This is a genomic window from Streptomyces sp. NPDC015345, from assembly GCF_043078805.1.
GTDB lineage: Bacteria > Actinomycetota > Actinomycetes > Streptomycetales > Streptomycetaceae > Streptomyces.
Genome location: NZ_JBIBTX010000002.1, coordinates 148272 through 173155, shown reverse-complemented (window position 1 = coordinate 173155; position 24884 = coordinate 148272). Strand labels below are relative to the sequence as shown.

21 protein-coding genes are annotated in these 24884 nt (G+C 72.5%); 5 read left to right on the top strand and 16 right to left on the bottom strand.

The features are described from left to right. Positions 1-44: 44 nt before the first annotated feature. From ACF062_RS07150 to ACF062_RS07140, 3 genes are all read right to left on the bottom strand, one after another. Positions 45-1388, bottom strand: coding sequence for a class I SAM-dependent RNA methyltransferase (locus ACF062_RS07150; RefSeq protein ID WP_392136773.1), 1344 nt, complete (start codon positions 1386-1388; stop codon positions 45-47). Between the two features lie 106 nt (positions 1389-1494). After that, on the bottom strand, positions 1495-3555 hold the full coding sequence (locus tag ACF062_RS07145; RefSeq protein WP_392136771.1) for an APC family permease: 2061 nt from the start codon (positions 3553-3555) through the stop codon (positions 1495-1497). Between the two features lie 60 nt (positions 3556-3615). Then, complete coding sequence (locus ACF062_RS07140) at positions 3616-6075, bottom strand: MMPL family transporter (protein ID WP_392136769.1); 2460 nt, start codon at positions 6073-6075, stop codon at positions 3616-3618. A 231-nt stretch (positions 6076-6306) separates the two neighbouring features. On the opposite strand from ACF062_RS07140, the gene ACF062_RS07135 reads away from it, so the two are divergent. From ACF062_RS07135 to ACF062_RS07120, 4 genes are all read left to right on the top strand, one after another. Next, a complete protein-coding gene (locus ACF062_RS07135) occupies positions 6307-6639 on the top strand; it encodes an ArsR/SmtB family transcription factor (protein ID WP_392136767.1) in 333 nt (110 codons plus the stop codon). Continuing rightward, positions 6639-6878: a hypothetical protein gene (locus ACF062_RS07130; RefSeq protein WP_223777237.1), complete on the top strand. Its 240-nt coding sequence runs from the start codon at positions 6639-6641 to the stop codon at positions 6876-6878. The genes ACF062_RS07135 and ACF062_RS07130 overlap by 1 nt, the downstream gene beginning before the upstream one ends. Positions 6879-7024: 146 nt before the next feature. Further along, entirely contained in the window at positions 7025-7693 is a 669-nt protein-coding gene (locus tag ACF062_RS07125; protein WP_127910113.1) for a TrkA family potassium uptake protein, read from the top strand. Then, positions 7693-8361, top strand: a complete 669-nt coding sequence (locus ACF062_RS07120) for a potassium channel family protein (protein WP_392136765.1) — start codon at positions 7693-7695, stop codon at positions 8359-8361. Before ACF062_RS07125 ends, ACF062_RS07120 begins: the two co-directional genes overlap by 1 nt. 108 nt (positions 8362-8469) lie before the next feature. Here the strand turns inward: ACF062_RS07120 and ACF062_RS07115 are convergent, their stop codons facing one another. The 11 genes from ACF062_RS07115 to ACF062_RS07065 form a co-directional block, all read right to left on the bottom strand. Then, positions 8470-9222: a DUF3159 domain-containing protein gene (locus ACF062_RS07115; RefSeq protein ID WP_392136763.1), complete on the bottom strand. Its 753-nt coding sequence runs from the start codon at positions 9220-9222 to the stop codon at positions 8470-8472. A 3-nt stretch (positions 9223-9225) separates the two neighbouring features. Further along, positions 9226-9624: an OB-fold nucleic acid binding domain-containing protein gene (locus ACF062_RS07110; protein ID WP_127910110.1), complete on the bottom strand. Its 399-nt coding sequence runs from the start codon at positions 9622-9624 to the stop codon at positions 9226-9228. 104 nt (positions 9625-9728) lie between these two features. Further along, on the bottom strand, positions 9729-10412 hold the full coding sequence (locus ACF062_RS07105) for a response regulator (protein WP_223777234.1): 684 nt from the start codon (positions 10410-10412) through the stop codon (positions 9729-9731). A gap of 32 nt (positions 10413-10444) precedes the next feature. Further along, the gene (locus tag ACF062_RS07100) at positions 10445-13000 is read right to left on the bottom strand and encodes an ATP-binding protein (RefSeq protein ID WP_392136760.1); all 2556 of its coding nucleotides are present in this window, start codon (positions 12998-13000) and stop codon (positions 10445-10447) included. 169 nt (positions 13001-13169) lie between these two features. After that, a complete protein-coding gene (locus tag ACF062_RS07095; protein ID WP_392137673.1) occupies positions 13170-13838 on the bottom strand; it encodes an ABC transporter ATP-binding protein in 669 nt (222 codons plus the stop codon). 98 nt (positions 13839-13936) lie between these two features. Continuing rightward, a complete protein-coding gene (locus ACF062_RS07090) occupies positions 13937-14884 on the bottom strand; it encodes an ABC transporter ATP-binding protein (protein WP_392136758.1) in 948 nt (315 codons plus the stop codon). Next, on the bottom strand, positions 14877-17693 hold the full coding sequence (locus tag ACF062_RS07085; RefSeq protein WP_392136756.1) for an FtsX-like permease family protein: 2817 nt from the start codon (positions 17691-17693) through the stop codon (positions 14877-14879). The genes ACF062_RS07090 and ACF062_RS07085 overlap by 8 nt, the downstream gene beginning before the upstream one ends. 47 nt (positions 17694-17740) lie before the next feature. Next, positions 17741-20986 carry an FtsX-like permease family protein gene (locus tag ACF062_RS07080; protein WP_392136754.1) on the bottom strand — a complete coding sequence of 1082 codons (3246 nt, stop codon included), beginning with the start codon at positions 20984-20986 and terminating at the stop codon, positions 17741-17743. A gap of 163 nt (positions 20987-21149) precedes the next feature. Beyond that, entirely contained in the window at positions 21150-21926 is a 777-nt protein-coding gene (locus ACF062_RS07075; protein ID WP_392136753.1) for a DUF3710 domain-containing protein, read from the bottom strand. A gap of 1 nt (position 21927) precedes the next feature. Beyond that, positions 21928-22476: a dUTP diphosphatase gene (gene dut / locus ACF062_RS07070; RefSeq protein WP_392136751.1), complete on the bottom strand. Its 549-nt coding sequence runs from the start codon at positions 22474-22476 to the stop codon at positions 21928-21930. Next, on the bottom strand, positions 22476-23060 hold the full coding sequence (locus ACF062_RS07065) for a PaaI family thioesterase (RefSeq protein ID WP_223777225.1): 585 nt from the start codon (positions 23058-23060) through the stop codon (positions 22476-22478). Before ACF062_RS07065 ends, dut begins: the two co-directional genes overlap by 1 nt. 58 nt (positions 23061-23118) lie before the next feature. On the opposite strand from ACF062_RS07065, the gene ACF062_RS07060 reads away from it, so the two are divergent. Beyond that, complete coding sequence (locus tag ACF062_RS07060) at positions 23119-23571, top strand: DUF3093 domain-containing protein (RefSeq protein ID WP_392136749.1); 453 nt, start codon at positions 23119-23121, stop codon at positions 23569-23571. Between the two features lie 55 nt (positions 23572-23626). Here ACF062_RS07060 and ACF062_RS07055 read toward each other — a convergent pair whose 3' ends face one another. Further along, positions 23627-24556, bottom strand: coding sequence for a hypothetical protein (locus ACF062_RS07055; protein ID WP_392136747.1), 930 nt, complete (start codon positions 24554-24556; stop codon positions 23627-23629). A gap of 13 nt (positions 24557-24569) precedes the next feature. Beyond that, entirely contained in the window at positions 24570-24866 is a 297-nt protein-coding gene (locus ACF062_RS07050) for a DUF4193 domain-containing protein (protein ID WP_205035431.1), read from the bottom strand. Positions 24867-24884 lie beyond the last annotated feature (18 nt).

The following is a 24884-nucleotide window of genomic DNA, read 5'->3' as shown; positions in this document are numbered from 1 at the left end:
CCACGACGTCATCCCCCAGGGGCGACGCTCACGGGACGCGCGGGTCAGTTGCCCTTCGCGGCCGGCTCCAGAATCGCCACGCACTCCACATGATGGGTCATCGGAAACAGATCGAACGCCCGCAGCGACCGCACCCGGTACCCGCCCTCCCGGAAGTACCCGAGGTCCCGCGCCAGCGCCGCCGGGTCGCAGGCCACGTACGCGATCCGGCGGGCGCCGAGGCCCGCCAGGTGGCGGACCGTCTGCTTGCCCGCGCCTGCGCGCGGGGGGTCCAGGACGATCAGGTCGGCCTCCGTGATGCCCGTGCGCGGGAGGACCGATTCGACCTTGCCCTGTTCGATGCGGACGCGGTCGAAGGCGGCGAGGTTGTGGCGCGCGTCCTCCACGGCCCGCTTGCCGGACTCGATGCCGAGCACCGCGCCCTGCTCCCCGACCCGGTCCGCGAGGGCGCCCGCGAAGAGGCCGACCCCGCAGTAGAGGTCCAGCGCCGTGTCGCCCTTCCGGGGCAGCAGGCCCTGCATCACGGCGAGCATCAGCGTCTCCGCCGCCTTCGGGTGGACCTGCCAGAAGCCGCCGCTGCCGACCCGGTACGTCCGGCCGTCGGCCCGCTCACGGACGAAGGGGCGGCCATGGACTCGGTGGATGCCGCCGTCCTTCTCCTCCACCCTCATCACCGACACCGGCTTGTCCAGTTCCACGATCGGCAGGCGCGCGCCCGGCTTCGGGGTGAGGATCACCTGGCGGTCCTGGGAGCCCGTCGCCGCGATCGCCTCGATCGACTCCATGCCGGACCAGTCACGCTGTTCGATGCCGAGTTCGGAGACGCCGTCCGCCGCGATCATGCAGTGTTCGATCGGCTCGACCTCGTGCGAGCGGTGGCGGCGCAGACCGGCGTTGCCGTCCGCGTCCACCGCGTACTGCACGCGCGTACGCCAGGAAGGGACCTCGCCCGGCGGCAGCTTGTCGCCCTCGGCCGGCATGACCGTGCCGTCCCAGCCGGCCTCCTCGGGGGTCAGGCCCGCGAGGCGCTTGAGCTGTTCGGCGATGACCTCGCCCTTGAGTCGGCGCTGCGCGCCCGGCTTCGCGTGCTGCCAGTCGCAGCCGCCGCAGCGGCCGGGGCCGGCGTAGGGGCAGGGGGCCTCGACGCGGTCCTTGGAGGGGTCGAGGATCTCCACCGCGTCCGCACGCAGGAAGCGCGCGCCCTCCTCGCCCTCGGTCACCCGTGCGATGACCTTCTCGCCGGGCAGCGTGTGCCGCACGAAGAGCACCTGGCCCTCCGCCGTGCGGGCGATGCAGTGGCCGCCGTGCGCGACGGGGCCGATCTCGACCTCGTACTCGTGTCCGACCAGGGAGTTCCCCGCCTGCGGATTCTTCGGTTCTGCCTGCATGGCGGGGTGACTCCACAACGTAAAAAGGGGAACAGCCGGACAACAGCCCACCAGTCTACGTGGGTGTCGTCCGGCTGTTCACCACAGACAGCGCCGGAAGGCGGCGTCACGCCTTCTTGCTCGGCTCCTTCTCCCGCGTGCGTCTCGGCTTCTCCACCGGGCCCCGCCGCACCGCGCCCGGCGCGTTCCACTCCTGGCGCTTGCGGGCCCGCCGCTTCGCGGCCTCGGAGGAGTCCAGCTGGTAGGGGACGGACGTCACCATCACGCCCGGCGTGAAGAGCAGCCGGCCCTTGAGGCGCAGCGCGCTCTGGTTGTGCAGCAGGTGCTCGTACCAGTGGCCCACCACGTACTCCGGGATGATCACGCTGACCACGTCGCGCGGGCTCTCCCGGCGCAGGTTCTTCACGTACTCGATGATCGGCCGGGTGATCTCGCGGTAGGGCGAGTCGAGGACCTTCAGCGGCACGGTGATCCCGCGTCGCTCCCACTCGTCCTTGAGTGCCTTGGTCTCCGCCGGGTCGACGTTGATGCTGAGCGCCTCCAGGGTGTGCGAGCGCATCAGCTTCGCGTACGACAGGGCGCGCAGCGTCGGCCGGTGGATCTTGGAGACGAGGACGATCGAGTGGACACGGGAGGGGCGCACGCTGTCGTCGGACGGGGTGTCCGGGGCGGCGATCTCCTCGGCCACGCGGTCGTAGTGGCGGCGGATCGCCGTCATCGTCGCGTAGAAGATCACCATGCCGAGCAGGGCGACCCAGGCGCCGTGCGTGAACTTCGTGACGAGTACGACGACCAGGACCAGACCCGTGAAGAAGGCGCCGAAGGTGTTGATCGCGCGGGAGCGGATCATGCGGCGGCGCTTGTTCTGGTCCTTCTCGGCGGCCAGGTGGCGGTTCCAGTGCCGGACCATGCCGATCTGGCTGAGCGTGAAGGAGACGAAGACGCCGACGATGTAGAGCTGGATCAGGCGGGTGGAGTCGGCCCCGTAGACGAAGACCAGGAGGGCCGCGGCGCCCGCGAGGAGCACGATGCCGTTGGAGAACGCGAGGCGGTCGCCGCGGGTGTGCAGCTGGCGCGGCAGGTAGCGGTCCTGGGCGAGGATCGAGCCGAGCAGCGGGAAGCCGTTGTACGCCGTGTTGGCCGCGAGGAAGAGGACGAGCGCGGTGGCGGCCGCGAGGATCATGAACAGGTAGCTGCCGTGGCCGAAGACGGCCTCGGCGACCTGGGAGATCACCGGGTTCTGGACGTAGTCCGAGCCGACCGGGACGCCGTTGTGGAAGAGGTCCTTGCCCGGGTACTCCGCCATGCGGACCTTGGTCACCATGGCGAGCGCGATGATGCCGCAGAACATGGTGACGGCCAGGCCGCCCATGAGGGCGAGCGTCGTCGCGGCGTTCCTGGACTTCGGCTTGCGGAAGGCCGGGACGCCGTTGCTGATCGCCTCGACGCCGGTGAGCGCGGCACAGCCCGAGGAGAACGCCCGCAGGAGCAGGAAGACCAGCGCGAAGCCCGCGAGGCCCTGGTGCTCGGGCTTGATCTCGTAGTCGGCGGTGGGCGCCCGCATGGTGTCGTCCAGGACGATGCCCCGGAAGGCGCCCCACGCGATCATCAGGAAGACGCCTGCCACGAAGACGTACGTCGGGATGGCGAAGAGCTTCCCGGACTCCTTCACGCCGCGCAGGTTCATCAGTGTGAGCAGGACGATGACGGCGACCGCGCAGAGGACCTTGTGCTCGACCACGAAGGGGACCGCGGAGCCGAGGTTCTCGATGCCCGAGGAGATCGACACGGCCACGGTCAGGACGTAGTCGACGAGCAGGGCGCTCGCGACGGTGAGGCCGGCCTTGGGGCCGAGATTGGTGGTGGCGACCTCGTAGTCGCCACCACCGCTCGGGTACGCGTGCACGTTCTGTCTGTACGAGGCGACCACGGTGAACATCAGCACCACGACCGCCACCGCGATCCACGGGCTGAAGTGGTACGCCGACACACCCGCGATGGAGAGGACGAGAAGGACCTCTCCCGGCGCGTACGCCACGGAGGAGAGCGGGTCGGACGCGAAGACGGGGAGTGCGATGCGCTTCGGCAGGAGCGTTTCTCCGAGCCGGTCACTGCGCAGTGCGCGCCCGATGAGGATCCGTTTGGGCACGTCGGTCAGTTTGGACACGCAGAGGATCGTAAGCGTTCGATCGGGTGCCCGCCCACCCACCACCCCCATCTGCTCCGGCTATCCGCTGTGTGGGAGGCTGCCCTGTTTAGAGCGCTGCTCAAAACTTCCCTCGGAGCGGCCCCCCTCGCCCCCGGCGGAAAGGCCCCCGTCGGGCCCGTCGGGCCCTTCACCGCGGGGAGCCGACCGTCCCTGCGCGCGTCGGATCGCGCCGGACGGCCACCAGGTGGCGCGCCCGAGGAGGAGCAGCGCCGCCGGAAGGATCATGACGCGAATCACGAACGCGTCGAGCAGGACGGCCGCCGCGAGGACGAACCCCATCTGCTTCATCTCCAGGATGTGCAGCATCACGAAGCTCGCGAAGACGGTGACCATGACGAGGGCCGCGCTGGTGACCACCTTCGCGGAGGAGGCGATGCCGTCGAGGACCGCCTGCCGCGTGGGCACGCCGTTCAGCGCGGCCTCGCGGATCCGGCTGACGACGAAGACCTGGTAGTCCATCGAGAGCCCGAAGAGGATCACGAAGAGGAAGAGCGGTACGCGCGAGGAGATGCCGTCGAGCGAGACGAAGGAGAGCAGGTCCTCGGCCCACCGGCCCTGGAAGACGAGGACGAGCAGTCCGAGCGCGGAGGCGGCGGAGAGGAGGTTGAGCCCGACGCCGAGTATCCCGAGGACGACTGAGCGGAACGCGTAGACCGTCATGGCGAAGGTCATCAGGAGCAGGAAGCCGAGGACGAGCGGCAGCTTCTCGTTCTGGTGCTCCACGTAGTCGACGCCGCGGGCCACCTCGCCGGTGACGGCGGTCTCCACGCCGGGGAGCTTGCCTACGGTGGCGGGGAGGTGGCGGTCGCGCAGGTGGTCGAGTGAGGCTTCGGCCTCTTGCGAGTACGTGGCGTGGCGGGTGTTGAGCTCCAGGGTTGTGGTCCTCCGGTCCTCGGATGAGCGGAGGAGCGGAGGTGTGGTCCTCCGGTCCTCGGATGAGCGGAGGAGCGGAGGTGTGGTCCTCCGGTCCTCAGAGGAGCGGGCAACCGGAGCTGTGCCCCTCCGGTCCTCAGAGGAGCGGACAACCGGAGGTCTGCTCCTCTGCTCCTCAGAGGAGTGGGCAACCGAAGCGCCGGCGCGGTCGGCGAAGAGCGGGTCCGCCTGTGCCTCGCGGGCCAGCTCCCGGAGTGCCTGCCGCACCTCACCTGACTGCGAGGCCCGCGCCCGCACCACGACCAGGTGGCGCACACGCAGCTCCGGGAAGGCCGCGAGCAGCCTGTCGTACCCCTTCATCGCCGCGATCTCGCGGGAGAAGCTGTCCCGCGCCGGATTCTTGAGGTTCATGTTCAGCGCGGGCAGCGCGAGCCCCAACATGACCAGGACCGACAGGCCCAGGGTGAGCGCGGGGTGCTTGCGGGCGGGCGTGAGCAGGGCGTGCCAGGCGCGGCCTGGCCCCTTCTCGCCGTACGCGCGCACGGACCCGCCCCGGGCGAGGCGCCTGGCGGCGCGGCGCTCGGTACGGCGGCCGAGCTTGACCAGCAGCGCGGGAAGCACCGTGACCGAGCTGACCACGGCGACGGCGACGACCAGGACGGTGCCGGTGGCGAGCGAGTCGAAGATGACGTCACGGGCCAGGAAGAGCGCGGTGGTGGAGACGATCACGGCGAGTCCGGAGACCACGATGGCCCGGCCGGCCGTCGCCGCGGCGGCCTCGACGAGCGCCTCGGAGGTGAGGCGGCCGCCCGCCCTGGCCCGCTCCTCGCGCTCGCGCTTGAGGTAGAAGAGCGTGTAGTCGACGCCGACGGCCATGCCGATGAGCAGGATCATGCTCATCCCGACGCCGGTGTCGGGCAGCAGGTGCGAGGCCACCATCGCCAGGCCCATGGTCGCCATGATCGACGTGATCGCGAGCAGCAGCGGCACACCGACCATGACGACCGAGCCGAAGACGACGGCCAGTGTGATCAGCGTGACGGGCAGCGTGATCGCCTCGGAGAAGGCGAGGTCCTTGCCGCGCTGGTCGTTGACGCCCTTGCTGACGGAGGCGTCGCCGGTCTCCTCGATCGTCAGCTCCGGGTGGGCCTTGGCGGCCTCCTCCGTCTGGGCCCTCAACGGGACGACGTTCTTCTTGCCGTCCTGCTCCGAGCCGTTGAGCTCAACCGGCACCCGCAGGACGCGCCCGTCCGCCGAACGCACCGGCTCCGCCACCGAGGCGACCTCGGGCAGTGCCTTCATCCGGGCGGTGACGTCCTTGACGGCGGCGTCGGCGGCCGCCTCGTCCAGGGGGCCCGACGCGGCCCGGATCAGTATCTGTTCCGTGGGCCTGAGCTGGACGCCGCCCTCGGTGGCCAGGGCCTCGGCCCGGCCGGCCTCGCCGACGCGGAAGTCCTCCGAGGTGGCGCTGTTCATGCCGGCGGCGACCCCGCCGCCCAGGCACAACGCCACGAAGACCAGCCACCCGGTGATCGCCCGCCATGGATGCAGCGCGCTCCACCGGGCCACGCGCACCGTGGCCGACCGTTTTCCGACGCTTCTCATGTCCATCCCCGCCCCACCCCTTCGACTGCCCATCGACTGCCCATCGCCTGCGCTCCGCATTTCGCCTTACATATGTAAGCGGAGACTGACAGGTGAAGGAACGAGCCGTCAACCACCACTTCCACCGCCACATCCCGTCACACCAGAGGCGCCAGAGGCGCGGATTGACAGCGGAACCCGCCATGCGTAAGTCTTGACTGACAGGTATCGGGACCAGCGTGAAGGCGGATCATGGACAGCGAGGAGCTCCTGGCTTTCCTCGCGGCGGTCGGCCACGCGCAGCGCATCCGGATCATCAGCGAGCTCGCGTCCGGCCAGCTGTACGTCAGCGAACTGGCCCGGCGGCTCGGGGTGTCCCGCCCCCTGCTCTACATGCACCTCGAACGCATGGAGAAGGCAGGCCTCGTCGTCGGCCGCCTGGAGCTCTCCGACGACGGCAAGGCGCTCAAGTACTTCGAACTGGCGCCGTTCGACGTGCGGTTGAACGTGGATACGATCATCGCGGCCGTCCGGCAGGGCCGGACGGACGACGACGGACAGCACTCAGACAAGGGGACGTCCTAGTGGACGACGTGATCATTCCGGTCGCATTTTTCCTGATACTCGCGGGCGCGGTCGTCGCCGTCGCCTACTTCCAGTCGCAGCGCAACCGCGAGCGCGACCGGCAGTACGCGCAGGCCATGCAGGAGTACCGCGAGGCCGTCGAACGCGCCAGGTCGGAGCAGGAGGCGACCCGCCTCCAGCTGGTGGAGCTCGGTCACCGGCTGCAGAACGTCGAGGGCCTGCTGCGCAGCGTCGACTGAGTCCGCGCATCCGTCCGCCCGGCAGGTGCGCGGGGGTGCACGGGGGTGCCCTGCGCGGACCGCGCGTGTGTAGCTTGGGCTCCGGTCTGAGACGCTTTTACCGTTCAGCCTGAGCACAGAGTATTGACACAGCCGGAAGGACGGTCGTGCACATCGTCATCATGGGCTGCGGGAGAGTCGGTTCCGCTCTCGCGCAGACCCTGGAACAACAGGGGCACACGGTCGCCGTGGTCGACCAGGACCCCACGGCCTTCCGCCGCCTGGGCTCCGGGTTCGGCGGCCGCCGCGTCACCGGCGTCGGCTTCGACCAGGACACCCTGCGCGAGGCCGGCATCGAGGAGGCGGGCGCCTTCGCCGCCGTCAGCAGCGGCGACAACTCGAACATCATCGCCGCCCGCGTCGCCCGCGAGATGTTCGGCATCGAGAACGTCGCGGCCCGCATCTACGACCCCCGCCGCGCCGAGGTCTACCAGCGCCTCGGCATCCCCACGGTCGCCACCGTCCGCTGGACCGCCGACCAGATGTTGCGCCGTCTGCTCCCCTCGGGGGCGGAACCGCTGTGGCGCGACCCCACCGGCGGCGTGCAGCTCGCCGAGGTGCACGCGTCCGAGGCCTGGATCGGGCACAAGATCAGCCGGCTCCAGGAGGAGACCGGCGTACGCGTCGCCTTCCTCACCCGGCTGGGTGAGGCGGTCCTGCCGACCTCGCAGACGGTCCTCCAGGAGGGCGACCTGGTGCATGTGATGATGCGCACCGATCAGGTCGACAAGGTCGAAGCGGCGTTCGCCGAAGGCCCCGAGGAGGGCGGTCACTGATGAGGGTCGCCATTGCCGGAGCCGGCGCGGTGGGTCGCTCCATCGCCGGTGAGCTCCTGGAGAACGGCCACGAGGTCCTTCTCGTCGACAAGGCGCCGACGGCCATCTCCGTCGAGCGCGTCCCGCAGGCCGAGTGGCTGCTCGCCGACGCCTGCGAGATCACCTCCCTCGACGAGGCGGCGCTCCAGCGCTGCAACGTCGTGATCGCCGCGACCGGCGACGACAAGGTCAACCTCGTCGTGTCCCTGCTCGCCAAGACCGAGTACGGCGTCCCGCGCGTCGTCGCCCGCGTGAACAACCCCAAGAACGAGTGGCTCTTCAACGAGTCCTGGGGCGTCGACGTCGCGGTCTCCACCCCGCGCCTGATGTCCGCCCTCGTCGAGGAGGCGGTGAGCGTCGGCGACCTCGTTCGGCTGCTGCGCTTCAGCCACGGCGACGCGAACCTCGTCGAGCTGACGCTGCCGCCCGAGTCGGCCCTCGCGGGCACGCGGGTCGGTGACGTGCAGTGGCCCGAGGACACCTCGCTGGTGACGATCATCCGCGGCACGCGCGTTCTGGCGCCGACGCCGGATGACTCCCTCGAGGCGGGCGACGAGCTTCTCTTCGTGGCCGCGCAGGCGCGTGAGGAGCAGCTGGAGGATCTGCTTTCGGTGCGTCGGGAGAGCTAGCGGTTTTTGCGGTACGCAGTTGGGGGCGCCCGGTGGTTACCGGGCGCCCCCAACTGCGTATGTTCTCCGCGGGTCCGTCGTGGCTGGGCGCGCAGTTCCCCGCGCCCCTTACGGGGCGCCTCCCTGGACCCGCGCCGCGGCCTCGCGGTCCTTCTCCGCCTTCTCGGCCGCTTCCATCTCGGCGAAGACGTCGATCGGCGGCGGGGCCTTCGCCAGGAAGACCCAGGTGAGGTAGACGGCGAGCAGGAACGGCGGGATCTTCAGGGCGACCAGGACCCAGCCGAACTGCGTGGTGTCCGCCCACCAGTACAGCGGGAAGAGGATCGCGCACTTGGCGAGCAGGATCAGGCCCCAGGCCCAGCTGGCCTTCGCGTACGCCTTCTTGCGGCCCGGGTTGCGGGTGCGCCAGGAGAGGTTCTCCTTGAAGACCGGGCCGAGAATGAGGCCGATCAGGGGAGCGCCCGCGAGGGTCGTGATGATGTAGGCCAGGGCGAGGCCCAGGGTGTAGAGCATGCCCGGCAGGTAGAAGTCCTTGGCGTTGCCGGTCATCATCGCGAAGACCACGCCGAAGGCGACTCCGAAGACGCCGCTGAAGGCGTGCTTGACGGTGTCCTTCATGACCAGGCGGACCACCACGAGCACCAGGGACACCGCGAGGGCCGCGATGGCCGACATGTGCAGGTCCTTGTTGACCGTGAAGATGGTCACGAAGAGCAGGCCGGGGACGACCGTCTCCACCATGCCCCGCACGCCGCCGAAGGCCTCGAAGAGGGCTGCCTCGGTCACGGCCCTGGAATCGGACGCGGTCTGCTGGTCCTGATCCGCGTTCCCCTGGTCCGTCGGCTTGTCGAGGGACGTCACCGGCTACTCCCGTCCGAGCGGTCTGAGTTCGTATTTGGGGTTGAAGAGCACCCGGCGGCCGCGGCTCATCGAGATCCGGCCCGATGCGATCAGCTTGCGCCCCGGCTCTATCCCGACGATGGAGCGCCTGCCGAGCCACACCACGTCCAGCGCCGCGGAGCCGTCGAACAGCTCGGCCTCCAGCGCGGGGACCCCGGCGCGTGGTCGCAGGGTGACCGTGCGCAAGGTACCAGTAACGGTGACTATCTGGCGGTCTTGGCAGTCTCCGATGCGGACGCAGCCCGCGGTCTCGGAGTCCTCGCGCAGCTCCTCCGACTCCAGATCCTCCTGGGAGGAGGACAGCCGGTCGAGCATGCGCCGGAAACGGCCTGCCGGCTTTTCGGAACCAGGAACAGCACTCATACAAGAAGCCTACCGGGGGGTGCCGACACCGGGGAAAGGGGTGCGCTCATCTGTGCTTATGCCCGCTCACGGCGGATCCGACGCGTGCGGTCGGACGGCGGAGTTCACCGCTCGAAGCGGTAGCCCATTCCCGGCTCGGTGATGAAGTGCCGCGGATGTGCCGGGTCGGCCTCCAGCTTGCGGCGCAGCTGCGCCATGTAGACGCGCAGGTAGTTGGTCTCGGTGCCGTAGGAGGGGCCCCACACCTCTTGGAGCAGCTGCTTCTGGCTGACCAGGCGGCCGGTGTTGCGCACCAGGACCTCCAGGAGATGCCATTCGGTCGGCGTCAGGCGTACGTCGCGGCCGGCGCGGTTGACCTTCTTGGCGGCCAGGTCGACGGTGAAGTCCTCGGTGTCGACCATGATGTCGTCCTCGCCCGCGCCGGTGGGCTCGGCCCTGCGGACGGCGGCGCGCAGCCGGGCCAGGAGCTCGTCCATGCCGAAGGGCTTGGTCACGTAGTCGTCGGCGCCCGCGTCGAGAGCCTCGACCTTCTCGTCGGAGCTGTGCCGGGCGGACAGTACGAGGATCGGGACGCGCGTCCAGCCGCGCAGGCCCCGGATGACCTCCACGCCGTCCATGTCGGGCAGCCCGAGGTCGAGCACGATCACGTCGGGGTGGCGGGCGGCGGCCAGTTGCAGCGCCGTGGCGCCGTCGGATGCCGCGTCCACCTCGTACTTGCGTGCCTTCAGGTTGATCACGAGGGCGCGTACGATCTGCGGCTCGTCGTCGACCACGAGCACCCGGGTCATGCCGGCCTGCCTTTCTGGGTTCTGGTTCGGGGTCACTGGGTGACCTGGGCGGGGAGGTCGGGCAGTTCGGGGCGGTCCGGTGGCCGCCCCGCCACCGCCCGCAGGGTGAGGACCATGGTCAGGCCGCCGCCGGGCGTGTCCTCGGCGGTGACGGTGCCGCCCATGGCCTCGACGAAGCCGCGGGCGACGGCGAGGCCGAGGCCCACGCCCGCGCCGCGCGGAGCGTCACCGTAGCGCTGGAAGGGCGCGAAGATGCGGTCCTTGGCGGTATCGGGGACGCCGGGCCCGCGGTCAACGACGCGCAGCTCGACGCGCTCGCCCAGGGCACTGGCGGAGACCTTGACGGGCTCGCCCTCGGGGGCGTACTTGACGGCGTTCTCGACGATGTTCGCGACCGCCCGCTCCAGCAGGCCCTTGTCGACGGCGACCATCGGCAGCGTCTCGGGGATGTCCAGCTCCGCGCTGCCGTCGGGGACGCCGCCGAGGGCCATGGGGACGACTTCGTCGAGGTCGATCTCGCGGATCAGCGGGGTGACGGTGCCGGTCTGGAGCCGTGACATGTCGAGGAGGTTGCCCACGAGGTGTTCGAGGCGGTCGGCGCCGTCCTCGATGCCCGCGAGGAGCTCGGCCTCGTCCTCCTCGGACCACTCGACGTCGTCGGACCGCAGCGAGGACACGGCCGCCTTGATGCCCGCCAGTGGCGTACGCAGGTCGTGGCTGACGGCGGCGAGCAGCGCGGTGCGGATGCGGTTGCCCTCGGCGAGGGTGCGGGCCTGGTCGGCCTCGGACTTCAGGCGCTGGCGGTCCAGGACGACGGCGGCCTGCGCGGCGAACGCGGCGAGGACTCGGCGGTCGGCGGCGGGCAGGACGCGGCCGGACAGGGCGAGCGCCATGTGGTCGCCGACCGGCATGTCGACGTCGGCGTCCTCGGGGCGGCCCGGCGCGCGGCCGTCGCCGACGCTGCCCGCGCAGGTCCAGGGTTCGGTGTCGCCCGCGCGTTCCAGGAGCGCGACGGACTCCATGGCGAAGGTCTCCCTGACCCGCTCCAGGAGGGCGTCCAGGCTGGTCTCGCCGCGCAGGACGCTGCCCGCGAGGAAGGAGAGTATCTCCGACTCGGCGCGCAGCCTGGCGGCCTGGTGGGTGCGCCGCGCGGCGAGGTCCACCACCGAGGCCACGGAGACGGCGACGCCCACGAAGACGGCGATCGCGACGATGTTCTTGTTGTTGGAGACCGTCCACAGGTGCAGCGGCGGCGTGAAGTAGTAGTTGAGGAGCAGCGAGCCGACGGCCGCCGACGCGAGGGCCGGCAGGAGGCCGCCGAGGAGCGCGGCGGCGACCGTCAGCGTCAGGAAGAGCAGCATGTCGTTGGCGAGGCCGAGGTCGGCGTCGACGTGGGTGAGCAGCAGCGTCAGGAGCGCGGGTCCCGCGACGCCGACCAGCCAGCCCCAGATGATCCGGGAGCGGCCGAGGCGGGCGCCGCGGGCGACGGGCAGGCCGCGTCCCTTGGCGACCTCGCCGTGGGTGACGATGTGCACGTCCAGGTCGGGGCCGGAGTCGCGGGCGACGGTCGCGCCGACGCCGGGCCCGAAGACGTACTGCCAGGTCTTGCGGCGCGAGGAGCCGAGGACGATCTGGGTGGCGTTGACGCCCCGGGCGAAGTCGAGCAGCGCGGCCGGTATGTCGTCGCCTATGACGTGGTGGAAGGTGCCGCCGAGGTCTTCGACCAGGGTGCGCTGGACGGCCAGCTCCTTGGGGGACGCGGCGGTCAGGCCGTCGCTGCGGGCTATGTAGACGGCGAGGATCTCGCTGCCGGAGCCCTTGGCGGCCATCCGGGAGGCGCGTCTGATGAGCGTACGGCCCTCGGGTCCGCCGGTGAGGCCGACGACGATGCGTTCGCGGGCCTGCCAGGTGGAGCGGATGTTGTGCTCGCCCCGGTACTGCTGGAGGTACTCGTCGACGCGGTCGGCGACCCACAGCAGGGCGAGTTCCCGCAGGGCGGTGAGGTTGCCGGGGCGGAAGTAGTTGGAGAGGGAGGCGTCGATGCGGTCGGGCTTGTAGATGTTGCCGTGGGCCATGCGGCGGCGCAGCGCCTGGGGCGACATGTCGACCAGTTCGATCTGGTCGGCGCGGCGCACCACCTCGTCCGGGACGGTCTCGCGCTGGCGTACGCCGGTGATGGACTCGACGACGTCGCCGAGGGACTCCAGGTGCTGGATGTTCACCGTGGAGACGACGTCGATGCCCGCCGCGAGGAGCTCCTCGACGTCCTGCCAGCGCTTGGCGTTGCGGGAGCCGGGGATGTTGGTGTGGGCGAGTTCGTCGACGAGGGCGACGGCGGGGGCGCGCTCCAGGACGGCGTCGACGTCCATCTCGGTGAAGGCGGTGCCGCGGTACTCCAGGTCCTTGCGGGGCACCTGTTCGAGGCCGTGCAGCATCACCTCGGTGCGCGGTCTGTCGTGGTGCTCCACGAAGCCGACCACGCAGTCCGTGCCGCGCTCGACGCGCCGGTGCGCCTCGGAGAGCATCGCGTACGTCTTGCCGACGCCCGGTGCCGCGCCCAGGTAGATCCGAAGCTTGCCGCGTGCCATGGCCTCATTGTCTTCCTCGAACAACTGTGTACGCAGCGTCCGACTGCGTACGCAGGTTCGACCTTACGGCCAGCAAATCCGGCATTACGGGCGAGGGGGCGCGGGAGGCCGTCCTTGACACAACCCTGATACGCCCGGGTGGGTACCCCCGACGCGCCCGCGGTACCGGTCAGTGTTCGACGGTCTCCCCGTCGCGCAGCTCGAGGACACGGTCGGCGAGGTCGAGCAGCGCCGTGTCGTGCGTGGCGACCAGCGCGGTGACGCCCTCGCTGCGGACGACCGCGCGCAGCAGCTCCATCACGGCGAGCCCGGTCTCCGCGTCCAGCTGCCCGGTGGGCTCGTCGGCGATCAGCAGGGAGGGCTTGTTCGCCAGGGCGCGGGCGATCGCCACGCGCTGCTGCTGCCCTCCGGAGAGCTCGCCTGGCCGCTGCTTCGCGTGGTCCGCGAGGCCGACGAGGGCGAGCAGCAGCGCAACCCGCTCCTCCCGCGCGCGTGGGTCGGTCTTCTTCAGCCGCAGGGGGACGCCGACGTTCTCGGCGGCGGTGAGGATGGGGATGAGTCCGAAGGACTGGAAGACGAAGCCGAGGCGGTCGCGGCGCAGCTCAAGCAGGCCGCTCTCGCCGAGGCCCGCGAGGTCCAGGCCGTCAACGGTGATCTTGCCGCTGTCCGGGACGTCGAGTCCACCGACGAGGTTCAGCAGGGTCGTCTTGCCGGAGCCTGAGCGTCCCTTCAGGGCGACGAGTTCGCCGCGCGGGACGGTGAAGGAGACGCCGCGCAGGGCGTGCACGGCGGCGGCGCCGGTGCCGTACGTGCGGTGGAGGTCTTCGACGACGACCATGGCTTCCGGCACAGAGTGCTCCCTTTGTGAACCTTTGTTCGAGCTGGCATCAGTATCGTCACCAGGCGTCGGTCCGGACGAGGGCAGAACGCTTGCGCTCACCCGCCACCGTCCTCCGCCCCCGCCCCGTCCGGCCACACGCCCACATGGCCCGGCTCGGCCGTGAGCCGCACCCGCCCCCGCAGCCCGTACCGCTCCACGTACTCCCCCGGCAGCTGCAACCGCCCCGCCCGGTCCAGAACCGTGAACTCCTCACCCGCGCCGCCCCGTTCGCGGAGCGTCTCCGTAGACGTACGCCCGTCACGGATGCGTACCGTGCGGCGGACCTGCTCGGAGACGAGCGAGTCGTGGGTGACGACCAGGATGGTCGCGCCCAGCTCCTCGTTGGCGCGGCGCAGAGCCGCGAAGACGTCCTCCCCGGTGGCCGTGTCCAGCTCTCCGGTGGGCTCGTCGGCCAGCAGTACGCGCGGGGAGTTGGCGGTGGCGACCGCGACGGCGACGCGCTGCTGTTCACCGCCGGAGAGCTCGGCGGGCCGCCGGTCGCGGCAGTGCGCGACGCCGAGCACGCCGAGCAGGTCGACGGCCTTCTCCCGGCGGGAACGGCGCGGCACGCGCGCGTACTTCATCGGCAGGGACACGTTCTCCAGTGCGGTCAGGTATGGCAGCAGATTGCGGCCGGTCTGCTGCCAGACGAAGCCGACGGTGTGCCTGCGGTACTCCAGCCGCTCGCGTCGCCCCATGGCGAGCAGATCGTGGCCCGCGACCCTCGCGCGGCCCGCGGTGGGCAGGTCGAGCCCCGACAGGATCGACAGGAGCGTGGACTTGCCCGACCCCGAGGCGCCGACCAGGGCCACGCACTCGCCCTCGGCCACCACCAGGTCGAGGCCCTGGAGCGCCTGCACCTCGACGTCCTCGGTGCGGTAGACGCGTACGAGGTTGTCGCAGACGACGAGGCCCTCGTCGCCCGCGGACGGAGGCGCGGCGCGGGCCCGCGCCTCCAGAGCGGACAGTTCGGGCACGGCTCCCCGGCGGGACGCTTCAGTCATCGGTTCTCCCCAGTCGCAGGACGGCGCCGAGCCCCCGGCGCCGCCCGAGCCAGGTCTCCACGGCCACCGCCACGGCGACCAGGACGCAGAGCCCCGCCGACAGAGCCACGGTGAACAGCGCGTCGACGTGCCGGTCGGGCGCGGTGGGCCCGCCGGTGAACTCCCGCAGGTCGAGGGCGGGCCCGAGCAGCGCGGGCAGCGCGAGGCCGAGGGCGACGCCGCCCGCCAGGGCCGCGAGCACCATGGGCAGCAGTTGCAGCAGCTGGAGCGCGGACGTGGCGCGGCCGCCGAGGCCGAGGGTGCGCAGGTAGGCGGCGGTGCGCCTGCGCGCGGGAGCGGACAGCAGCAGTTCGAGGACGAGGGCGAGCAGCGCGAGGAGCACGGCGAGGGCGGTGCAGGCGGTGTGCGCGGTGTCCACGGCGGCGATGAGCCCGTCGTCGTCGGCCTCGGCCTGTTCCTCGGTACGGATGCGGAGTTCGCCGGTGGCGGTTCCCGGGGCCGCGCGCGGTACGAGGGAGCGCAGCGCCCCGGCGTCCAGGCGCTCCCCGTACAGCAGGAGCGCGGACTCCTCGAACTCCGAGGCGGCGAAGGACCCGAGGTCCCTGTTGTCGGTGAGCAGCAGGTGTTGCCGTGTCTCGGTGGCTCCGCGTACGGGCCCGAGCGCCGGGTCGCGTTCCACCCCCTCGGGCAGCGGCCCGGCGATCCGCAGCCGCACCTCCTTGCCGTGCCGCGTGAAGGTGAGCAGGTCTCCCGCGCGGCCTTCGGAGGCGAGCACCCTGATCTCCCGGCCCCTGTCGCCGCCGGTCAGCCCGGCGTCGCGCAGTGCCCGCGCGGCGGCCGAACTCCCCGCCGCCTCCCGCAGCTTGACCGCGTCCACCCCGATCAGGCTGGAGATCCCGTACCTTCCCCCGTCCGTACCGCTGACGGGATCGACCCGCAGCTGCCGCACCGCCACCGTTTCCCGCACGCCACGCGCGCGTGCCAGCCGCGCGGCCATGTCGGGGTCGCGCCCCGCCCCCAGGAAGGAGGCGTCGGCGCCCACCTGCCAGGCCGCCGCCGACCGCCGCCCCTCAGCCAGCGTCCCGGAGACGAGGCCTCCGAAGACGGCTCCGGCGAGCGTCACCACGAGGACGAGCAGCGCGAGCCCGCGCGCGGGGGCCTCTTTCGCGGCACGGGACAGCGCGACGAGCCCCACGACGCCGCGTCCCCGGCCGGACCACCGCGCCGCCAGCCGCACCGGCCAGGGGTAGCACCGCACCAGCACGGCGACCGCGGCGAGCCCGAGCAGCACGGGAGCCGCGGCGAGCAGCGGATCGGGCCCCAAGGCCCCCGCGACCCCCTCGACCCCCGGAACCCCATCAACCCCCGTAGCCCCATCGGCCCCATCCGCCCCCGACATTCCCGCAGCTCCCCCAGCCCCCGCAGCTCCCTCAGCTCCGTCGATGCCACGCGCCCGCAGCGCGAACACGCCTCCCGCGGCCAGCAGCAGCACGACCGCCTCGGCGACCAGCCGCCGCCCGGCCCGCCCCGGTGCCCGCTCGCGCAGCACCGCCCGGTCCCGTACCGCGCCCCACGTGAGGACGGGCAGCAGCAACCAGCAGAGCACCGCGACGGCCAGACCGCCGCCGTACGCGGGTGAAGTCCCCGGCACCGCCCCGGCGACCGCGCAGCCGACGCCGAACCCGAGTGCCGCGGCAGGCGCGTTCCACGCGGCGCGCACGAGGGCGAGCCCCAGGGCCGAGGCGCCCCGCGCCCGCAGCAGCCGGTCCGCGGGCAGGCGGCGGCGCACCACCAACAGCGACGTCACGACGACGGCGGCGAGGCCGACCCCGAGCAGCGAGGCTGACGCGAACGAGATCACGACCGTGGCCTGGCGCCACCGCCGCAGGAACTCCTCGAAGACGTCGGGCAGTTCGGTGGCGGTCTCCAGCTCGGTCGCGGGGTGGAGACCGATCACGCACGACTTCCCGCCGTACCCCCCGAACCGGCAGGTGGACTCGCGCGCGGAGAGCGGATGGCGGGCCATGGCCCGCCGGAAATCCCGCTCTCCCCGCTCACCCACGAAGCGGGCGGCGCCCGCGCCGTCGAGGGCCAGCCGCATGTTCCAGTGGACGGTCAGCTCGGCGCCGGCCTGGTTCTGGAGGAGTTCGGCCCCACGGGGCGCGATCAATGCGCCGGCGCTCTCCCGCGCTCCCGCCACGCCGGGCAACGGCCGCGCCAGCAGTGGTTGTTCGCGCCAGAGCCGCCGCTCGCCCGCGGCCCGGAAGATCCCGGTGACGTGCCCCACGGCGTGGACGTTCTCCAGGGCCCCGGCTCTCAGCGGCACCCGCTGCCCGATCCGGAGCCTCAGCGCGTCCCGCGTCCGCGTGGACACGGCGAGCTCGACGACCTCGTCCCGCGCGCGGGGCGCCCGCCCGGCCACGTACGCCTCCTGCCCCGGGGCGTCGGAGGCGTACACGAGGGACAGCGCGGCCCCCGCGCCTCGCACCGTGGGCAGCTGGACCCTGGTCGAGTCATGCACGAGCGCGCCCCGCAACGACCGGGGCGTGGAATTCTCGATGGCCTGCGCGTACCCGTCGAGATCGGCGCCGAGATCGCTCTCCGCGCCGATCCGCGCCTCCTCCGGGTCGAACCGCGCGCTGTGGACGACTCCGGGCGCGAGCCGCTGCGCCTGCTCAAGGCGGGAGCCCAAGGCCTGCCCGGCCAGCTGTTCGAGCACTCCGGGCCCACCGGCGGCGACCGCGACCAGTACGCAGATCAGGGTGCTCAGCAGCAGGGCGAGCCCTCCCCGCCACCACTCGCGCGGCACGGACCTCCCGCGCCCCGCGACACCACCGACGCCTCCGCTCGGCCCCCTCACCCTTCCTCCCCCACCCGGAGCACCCGCGCCGGATCCACCCGCCCGAGGACCCGCGCGGCCACCGTCACCACCGCACAGATCACCGCCGCGGTCACCCCGGCCGTCACCCCCACGCGCACCCAGGGCACCTGTGTGACCAGCGAGGGAAAGACCGGATCGCCCTCGGCGTCGACGGTCACCACGGGCATGATCACCGACGCCAGGGCCGCCCCGAGCCCCGTGCCGAGCACCGCCGCCACCCCGGCCAGCGCCAGTTGCTCCGTCCACAGGTACGCCGCCACCTGCCCCCGCCGCACGCCGAGCGCCCGCAGCAGCGCGAACTCCCGCTCCCTGGACCGCGCCGAGACCACCGCGTGCAGCGCGAAGGCGATGACGGCGAAGGCGGGCGCCAGCACCAGGCACAGCTTCAACGCGCCCCGCGCGCCCCGCCGCAGGGGATCGGCCGCCAACTCCGCGCGGGCATAGGGCACGTCGACGGCCTTCCCCAGCCGCGGATCGGCGCGCACCGCGGCCATGGCCGCACCCGTGTCGGCGCCGCGCGCCCCCACCCACCACGCCTCCTCCGCCTCGGGAAGCGCCCCGCTCAGGGCCCACTGCGCGGCCATGGCACGGGAGTCGGCGAGCAGTCGCGGCCGGTCGCGCGGCACGCCGGGCACCGCCGCGAGCCGCCCGACGATCCTGACCCGCGCGCTCCCGCCCGCGCTCCGCCGGACCGTCACGGTGTCCCCGACCCTGATCGCCCCCGAGTCGAGCAGCGCGTCACCGGCGAGCGCCGGCGCGGCAGGCCGCCCCTTGGCCCGGTCCGTGCCGAGCCGCACGCTCCACGCGGGGTACTTCAGCCGTACGTCGGGCCCGCGCAGCACCGCGTCGAGGAGTGTGCCGGGAGCGGGGGTGTCCTGGCAGAGCACGGGCCCCGGCGCCTCGCCCGAAGCTCCCCGCTCCCGCCGCACACCCGGGCAGCCGGCCGCGTGCCGGTCCGGCGCGTCGGCCCGCAGGTCGTGCCAGCGCGCCGCCCGCGCGAGCCCCGGCACGCGGTCGACGGTCAGCCGGTAGGTCCGCCGCACCCGTTCGCCGACCATGCTCAGGTCGATCTGGAGGATGCGCGCGCCGCCACCGCGCACGCCCACCTTCAGCGGCACGGACCGGGCCCGCCCCTCCTTGATCACCACCGAACTCGACCGGCCGAGCCCGTCCCCGTCCTCGAAGTGGACGGTGAGCCGTACGGGTACGACGTCACCGCCGCCACTGGCCGCCATCCGCACCCGCAGCGGCAGTTCCCGCAAGGACCCCTCACCTCGGACCGGTAACCCGTGCTCCGGTATCCCTCTGCCGAGTGGCGCGACCAGATCGCGTACGGGCGCGTCCGCGAGATCGCCCCGCAGTGAAGGCACCGGCCCCCGCGCCGTGTTCACGGCGGTGACGGCCACCGCGTCCTGCCCGACGTACCCCTGCGAGGTGACCACCGGCGTGACGGCCGCCGCGCCCGGCAGCGCCTCGTACGCACCGCGCCGCTCCTCGGGCGCCACGCCCTCGCCCGGCTCGACGCGCAGGTCCGCGCCGACCTGGAACGCGGCCTGGTCACGGTCGCCGCGGTCGAGGATCGCCAGCGCCGTACTGCTGAGCGCGGCGACCGCGAGGGCGAGCGTCACCACCAGGGCGGGCCCGGCGTGGCGTGCCGCGCGCCGCCCGATCTGCCAGCCGCCGAGCGGCAGGACGAGCCCGCGGGCGCGCCGCGCGAGGGGGTCGACAACGCGGGCGAGCAGCGGCAGGAACCGCAGGACGAGCAGCGCGGCCGCCCCGGTCATCGCGACCGGTGCGAGCACCAGGACCGGATCGAGGCCGTCGGCGCCGGTCACCGGCGAGCGGTACCGCCGCAGCTGGAGCCAGCCGAGGACGGCGACCGCCGCGAGCGCCACGTCCGCCCCGAGCCGCTGGGCCCCGGCGAACCGCGCCACCCGCAGCCGGAGCCGGGTCACCGCCCGCCGGTCCCGCACGACCCGGGCCGTCGGCAGCAGCAGCGCGGCGCCGTGTGCGGCGACGGCGGCCAGGGCCGCCGCCCATCCGAGACCGGTGGCCGCCGAGCCCGGCACCTCGCCCTCGATGAGCCCGGCCTCGGCGAGCCCGCGCAGCAGCGGTCCGGCGAGGAAGGGCGCGGCCACCCCGGCGGGCACGGCCACGCAGGCCCACTGCCCGGCGGTCGACAGGACGAGCCGCCGGGTGCCCGCCCCGCGGGCGGCGAGCAGGGCCAGCTCCGGGCGCCGGTGTTCGGCGAGCTGCCGCGCGGTGAGCACGAGGGCGGTCGCGGCGAGCGCGGCCAGGAGCGTCGCGGGGACGTAGAGCCCGGCGCGGGCCACGGCGATCGGCGCGGTGAGCCGGTCGAGCGCCCGGCGCAGCCCGGCCGACACGATGATGTCGTCCCCGGACGGCCCGCCGCCGCCCCGCAGCACGGACAGCGAGGCGTCGCTTCCCGCGAACCGCTTGGCGCGGTCCTGAAGCGCCCCGATGTCCCCGAGCCGCAGCCCGCCCGCTTCGGGCACCCCGAGCCACAGCGCCGCCGCGTCCCCAGCGAGTCCCCGGCTGCCCGCGAACGCCTCGCGCGCGGCGACCGCCACCGTGTCCGGCGTCCCGAACGTACTGCTCAGCGCGGCCCACACGGCGGGCGAGCGGTCCCCGGCGGCGTACAGTCCGACGACCTTCGTCCGCACGAGCCGTTCGTCCGCGCCCCGTACCGTGACGTCGTCCCCGGGCCGCACGGCGAGTTCCGCGGCGGCGGCCTCGGTCAGCGCGACCTCGACGGGCCCGGCGCGGGGGCGCGGCCAGCGCCCGGCCCGCAGTGCGGCGTGCCGCCCCGCGCCCTCCACGGCGACCACGGTGAGGGTGGCGTCCTGGCGCGGACGGCCCGCGGTTTCGGTGACGGCGAGTTCGTCGCCCCGGGCCGCGGGTGCCCGCAGCGCGGACCAGGTGTGGTGGGGTACGTCGCGGTAGGCGCGGCCGAGGGCGGCGCGGACGTCCTGGTCCAACCGCCGTGCGCCGTCCGCCCGATGAGGGCTCGCGACCTCGACGACGGCCTCCCGGTCCGCGGCGAGCCGTCGCTGCGCCCCGCCCTCCACGGCCTTCTCAGAGAGCGCCGCGAGGGCGGCGAGGACGGTGGCCGCGAGCAGCACGGCGAGCCCGGCGGCCCCCAGGACCAACCCGTGATGCCGACTCCCCCGCACCGCGGCGGGCACCCGCCGTCCACTCACCGCACCGGTCTCCCCCCGAGTGACCGGCACAGTATGGGCGTACGCGAATGTGGCCCGCAATGGTCCGGACGAGCCGGAACCACCGCGGGCCACAAGGCAGTTGAAATACCGTCAGGCGAGCACCGTCAGACGATCGAAGGTCTACGGCGTCGCGCTCGGAGGGTCAGCGGACCTCGGTGATCTCGGGGCCGCGCTGGAGCTGCCCCATGCCGCCCGAGAAGCGCGAGCCTTCCTGCTGTTCCTGCTGGACGCCGCCCTCGGCGACCATCTGCGCGTCGTCCGGCAGCTTCAGGACGATCGGGTCGCGCGGCGCCATCGGGCCCTCGCCGCGGACGACGACGGTGTCCCGGAAGATCTGCTCCAGGAGCCCGGCGGCCTGCGGCTGCACCGCGCCCTGCCCGGAGATCACACCGCGCAGGAACCAGCGCGGCCCGTCGACGCCGATGAAGCGCACGACCTGTACACCGCCGGTACCGTCCGGCAGCTGTACCGGGACCTGCGCGCGCAGCTCCCAGCCGAGGGGGCCCTCGACCTCGTCGATGACACCGCCCTGCTGGGTGATTCCGGTGGCGATCTCCTCGCGGACCTCGCCCCAGATGCCCTCCTTCTTGGGGGCGGCGAAGCCCTGCAACTGGATGGCGCTGTCCTGGAGCACGACGGTGGCCGCGACGATCGCGTCGCCCGCGACCTCCACCCGCAGCTCCATGCCCTCGACCCCCGGCACGAAGAGCCCACCGAGGTCCACACGGCCCTCGCCGGGCTCACGGACCTCTGAGATGTCCCAGGGACCGTCGGGACGGGGCTCCGGCTCGAGCCTCACGCGCGAGCGCGCGACGTCGGCGGAGCCGGCGGACTCAGCGCCGTTCACGCCGTCGACGACCTGCTCGTCCGCGCCCGCCGCGTCCTCGGCGGCACTGTCCTTCTTGCGACGTCCGAACACGTCACTGTCCTTCCCGGTCGGATACGACCGATGCGTATCGATTCCCACCCGTTTGTTCGCCCTGGCTCACGCCCGAGCCGACGCCCACGGCGGCATGGCCGCCGGTGGACCCGAAGCCCCCCTCGGCCCGCGCCGATACGGGAAGCTCCGCCACCTCCTGGAAGCGCACCTTCTCGACCTGCTGGACGACCAGTTGGGCAATCCGGTCGAAGCGCTCGAACCGCACCGACTCGCGCGGATCGAGATTCACGACGATCACCTTGATCTCTCCACGGTACCCGGCATCCACCGTCCCCGGGGCATTCACCAGAGCGACACCGCAGCGGGCGGCGAGCCCGGAACGGGGGTGCACGAAGGCCGCGTACCCCTCAGGGAGCGCGATGGACACCCCGGTGGGCAGTACGGTCCGCTCGCCCGGCGCGAGTTCGCCGGCCTCCGTCGTGCGCAGGTCGCAGCCCGCGTCACCGGGCTGCGCGTACTCCGGCAGCGGCACCTCGGGGTCGACGCGCCTGATCAGCACGTTCAGCTCGCCGGAAGGGGTACGGGACATCACGGGTTCACCTCGAAAGCGCGGGCACGCCGGATCTGGTCCGGGTCGTTCATGGCGGCCCGGATCTCCTCCGGGCGGCCGTTGTCGATGAAGTGGTCGACCTTCACCTCGATGAAGAGGGCGTCGGCGCGGACCGCGACGGGCCCGTCGGGGCCGCCGATCCGGCCGGTGGCCCTGGAGTAGATCTTCCGCCCTGCGACGGCGGTGACCTCGGCCTCCAGGAACAGCACGGTGCCCAGCGGCACGGGCCGTGCGAAGTCGGTCTCCAGGCGGCCGGTCACGGCGATCACCCGCAGCAGCCAGTTCAGCGAGCCCAGCGTCTCGTCGAGGGCGGTGGCGAGGACGCCGCCGTGGGCGAGGCCCGGGGCGCCCTGGTGTGCCTCGCGCACGGTGAACTCGGCGGTGACGGTCACACCCTCGCCGGCGCGCGCCGCGAGGTGCAGTCCGTGCGCCTGGCCCTCGCCGCACCCGAAGCAGTGCTCGTAGTGAGCACCGATCAGCTCGCCGGGGGCGGGCGCGTCGGGGTGGCGGACGGGCGCTATGGCGTCGGCCGGGGGCGTCAGAGCTGCAGATGTACCACTCACAGGCGCAGACCTTACCTCCGCGTCAGTGCTCACAGCCCACCGTGCCAAGCTTGGTTCCATGCAGCCTTACGAAGAACGCCTGACCGCACCCCGTTCGTGGTGGTTCGCCTCGGTCCTGGTGGGTGTGGCGATGGCCCTGATCATGCTGCCGTTCGGCACGCTGCCGCTCCTCGGCGGCCTGGTCGGCGGCACGGCGGTGGCGGCGGTCGTCACCAGTGCGTACGGCTCGGTGCGGATCCGCGTGGTGGCCGGCTCGCTGGTCGCGGGCGACGCGAAGATCCCGGTGTCCGCCCTGGGCGAGGCGGAGGTCCTGACGGGCGAGGAGACCCGCGCCTGGCGCTCCTACAAGGCCGACCCGCGCGCCTTCATGCTGCTGCGCGCCTACATCCCCACGGCCCTGCGCGTGACGATCACGGACCCGGCGGACCCGACGCCCTACGCCTACCTCTCGACGAGGCACCCGGAGGCCTTGGCGGAAGCGCTGAACTCCATACGCCAAAGCGCCCCCTGAGGGGCGCGGGGAACTGCGCGCTCAGCCACAACCGACCCGCAGACCCCCACCGGGCTCAGCGACCCAGCTCCTTGGGACGTCCCCCCAACCGCAGAGGATCGTCCGGCGACTCCAGAGGCGGCAGCTCCGGCAACGCGTCCCACGGAACCTGCCGCTTCCGCAGATCATCGCGGATCTTCTCGGCAAGCTTCTTCGTGTCGCGGCGGTTCATCACCGCCCCGACCGCGGCGCCCACCATGAAGGGCATGAGGTTCGGAAGATTGCGGACCATCCGCTTCATGATCTGCTGCCGCAGCTCCCGCTTCACCTGGCCGCCCAGCGCGGCATTGAGCGTCGAGGGCTTCCCCATGTCGACGCCGCGCTCCTGCGTCCATGAGGTCAGGTACGCCGTGCTGCGCTGCTTGAGGTTGCCTTCGGGACGCTGTCCGTAGACCTCGTGCAGTTCGGCGATCAACTTCAGTTCTATGGCCGCGACGCCGGTGATCTCGGCCGCGAGTTCGGCGGGCATCGCCGGTGGTACGGGCATCGCCGCCGCGGCGCCCACACCCGCGCCCACCGTGGACGAGGCGTTGGCGGCGCCGGCGACGAGCTTGTCCGCGAGCTGCTCGGGGCCGAGGCCCGGGAACTGCTTGCGGAGGGTCGCCAGATCGCGGACCGGGATCCGCGGGGCGTTCTCGATGAGCCGGTCGGCGAGGTAGCCGACGCCGGCCTTGGCGCTGCGCCCGCCCTTGCGCACGCCTTCCTTCACTCCGTCCGCGACAGCGGCGACGCGGCTCCGGGGCCCGGTTGTCCGAGTGGTCCCTGAGGCCTTGTCGGCCGCCGTCCCGTCCGGCGCCACCTCGACGGCGTTCGCCGGATCGAGCGAGGCTGCTCCGTTGAGGGAAGAGCCCCGCTCGTCGTCACGTACGCCATCGCCCGAGGCGGCGGCTTGGTCCGCTCCGCGCTTGCGGAAGCGGCGCTTCCTGGACGGGGTCGAGCCAGTCATGGCCGACCCCGCCTCAGTCGCAGTCGCGGCAGATCGGCTGGCCGTTCTTCTCCTTGGCCAGCTGGCTGCGGTGGTGCACCAGGAAGCAGCTCATGCAGGTGAACTCGTCCTGCTGCTTCGGGAGCACCCGGACGGCGAGCTCCTCGTTGGACAGGTCCGCGCCGGGCAGTTCGAGGCCCTCGGCGGCCTCGAACTCGTCGACGTCGACAGTCGAAGTCGACTTGTCGTTCCTCCGGGCCTTCAGTTCCTCGATGCTGTCCTCGTTGAGGTCGTCATCGGTCTTGCGTGGGGTGTCGTAGTCCGTTGCCATGTCGCTCTCCCCCTCTGG

Bases quoted from the DNA above. Each gene is read 5' to 3' on its own strand.
- ACF062_RS07150 (WP_392136773.1), bottom strand. From the start codon at position 1,388: ATGCAGGCAGAACCGAAGAATCCGCAGGCGGGGAACTCCCTGGTCGGA.
- ACF062_RS07140 (WP_392136769.1), bottom strand. From the start codon at position 6,075: ATGAGAAGCGTCGGAAAACGGTCGGCCACGGTGCGCGTGGCCCGGTGG.
- ACF062_RS07135 (WP_392136767.1), top strand. From the start codon at position 6,307: ATGGACAGCGAGGAGCTCCTGGCTTTCCTCGCGGCGGTCGGCCACGCG.
- ACF062_RS07120 (WP_392136765.1), top strand. From the start codon at position 7,693: ATGAGGGTCGCCATTGCCGGAGCCGGCGCGGTGGGTCGCTCCATCGCC.
- ACF062_RS07110 (WP_127910110.1), bottom strand. From the start codon at position 9,624: ATGAGTGCTGTTCCTGGTTCCGAAAAGCCGGCAGGCCGTTTCCGGCGC.
- ACF062_RS07105 (WP_223777234.1), bottom strand. From the start codon at position 10,412: ATGACCCGGGTGCTCGTGGTCGACGACGAGCCGCAGATCGTACGCGCC.
- ACF062_RS07100 (WP_392136760.1), bottom strand. From the start codon at position 13,000: ATGGCACGCGGCAAGCTTCGGATCTACCTGGGCGCGGCACCGGGCGTC.
- ACF062_RS07095 (WP_392137673.1), bottom strand. From the start codon at position 13,838: ATGGTCGTCGTCGAAGACCTCCACCGCACGTACGGCACCGGCGCCGCC.
- ACF062_RS07090 (WP_392136758.1), bottom strand. From the start codon at position 14,884: ATGACTGAAGCGTCCCGCCGGGGAGCCGTGCCCGAACTGTCCGCTCTG.
- dut (WP_392136751.1), bottom strand. From the start codon at position 22,476: ATGTCCCGTACCCCTTCCGGCGAGCTGAACGTGCTGATCAGGCGCGTC.
- ACF062_RS07060 (WP_392136749.1), top strand. From the start codon at position 23,119: ATGCAGCCTTACGAAGAACGCCTGACCGCACCCCGTTCGTGGTGGTTC.
- ACF062_RS07055 (WP_392136747.1), bottom strand. From the start codon at position 24,556: ATGACTGGCTCGACCCCGTCCAGGAAGCGCCGCTTCCGCAAGCGCGGA.
- ACF062_RS07050 (WP_205035431.1), bottom strand. From the start codon at position 24,866: ATGGCAACGGACTACGACACCCCACGCAAGACCGATGACGACCTCAAC.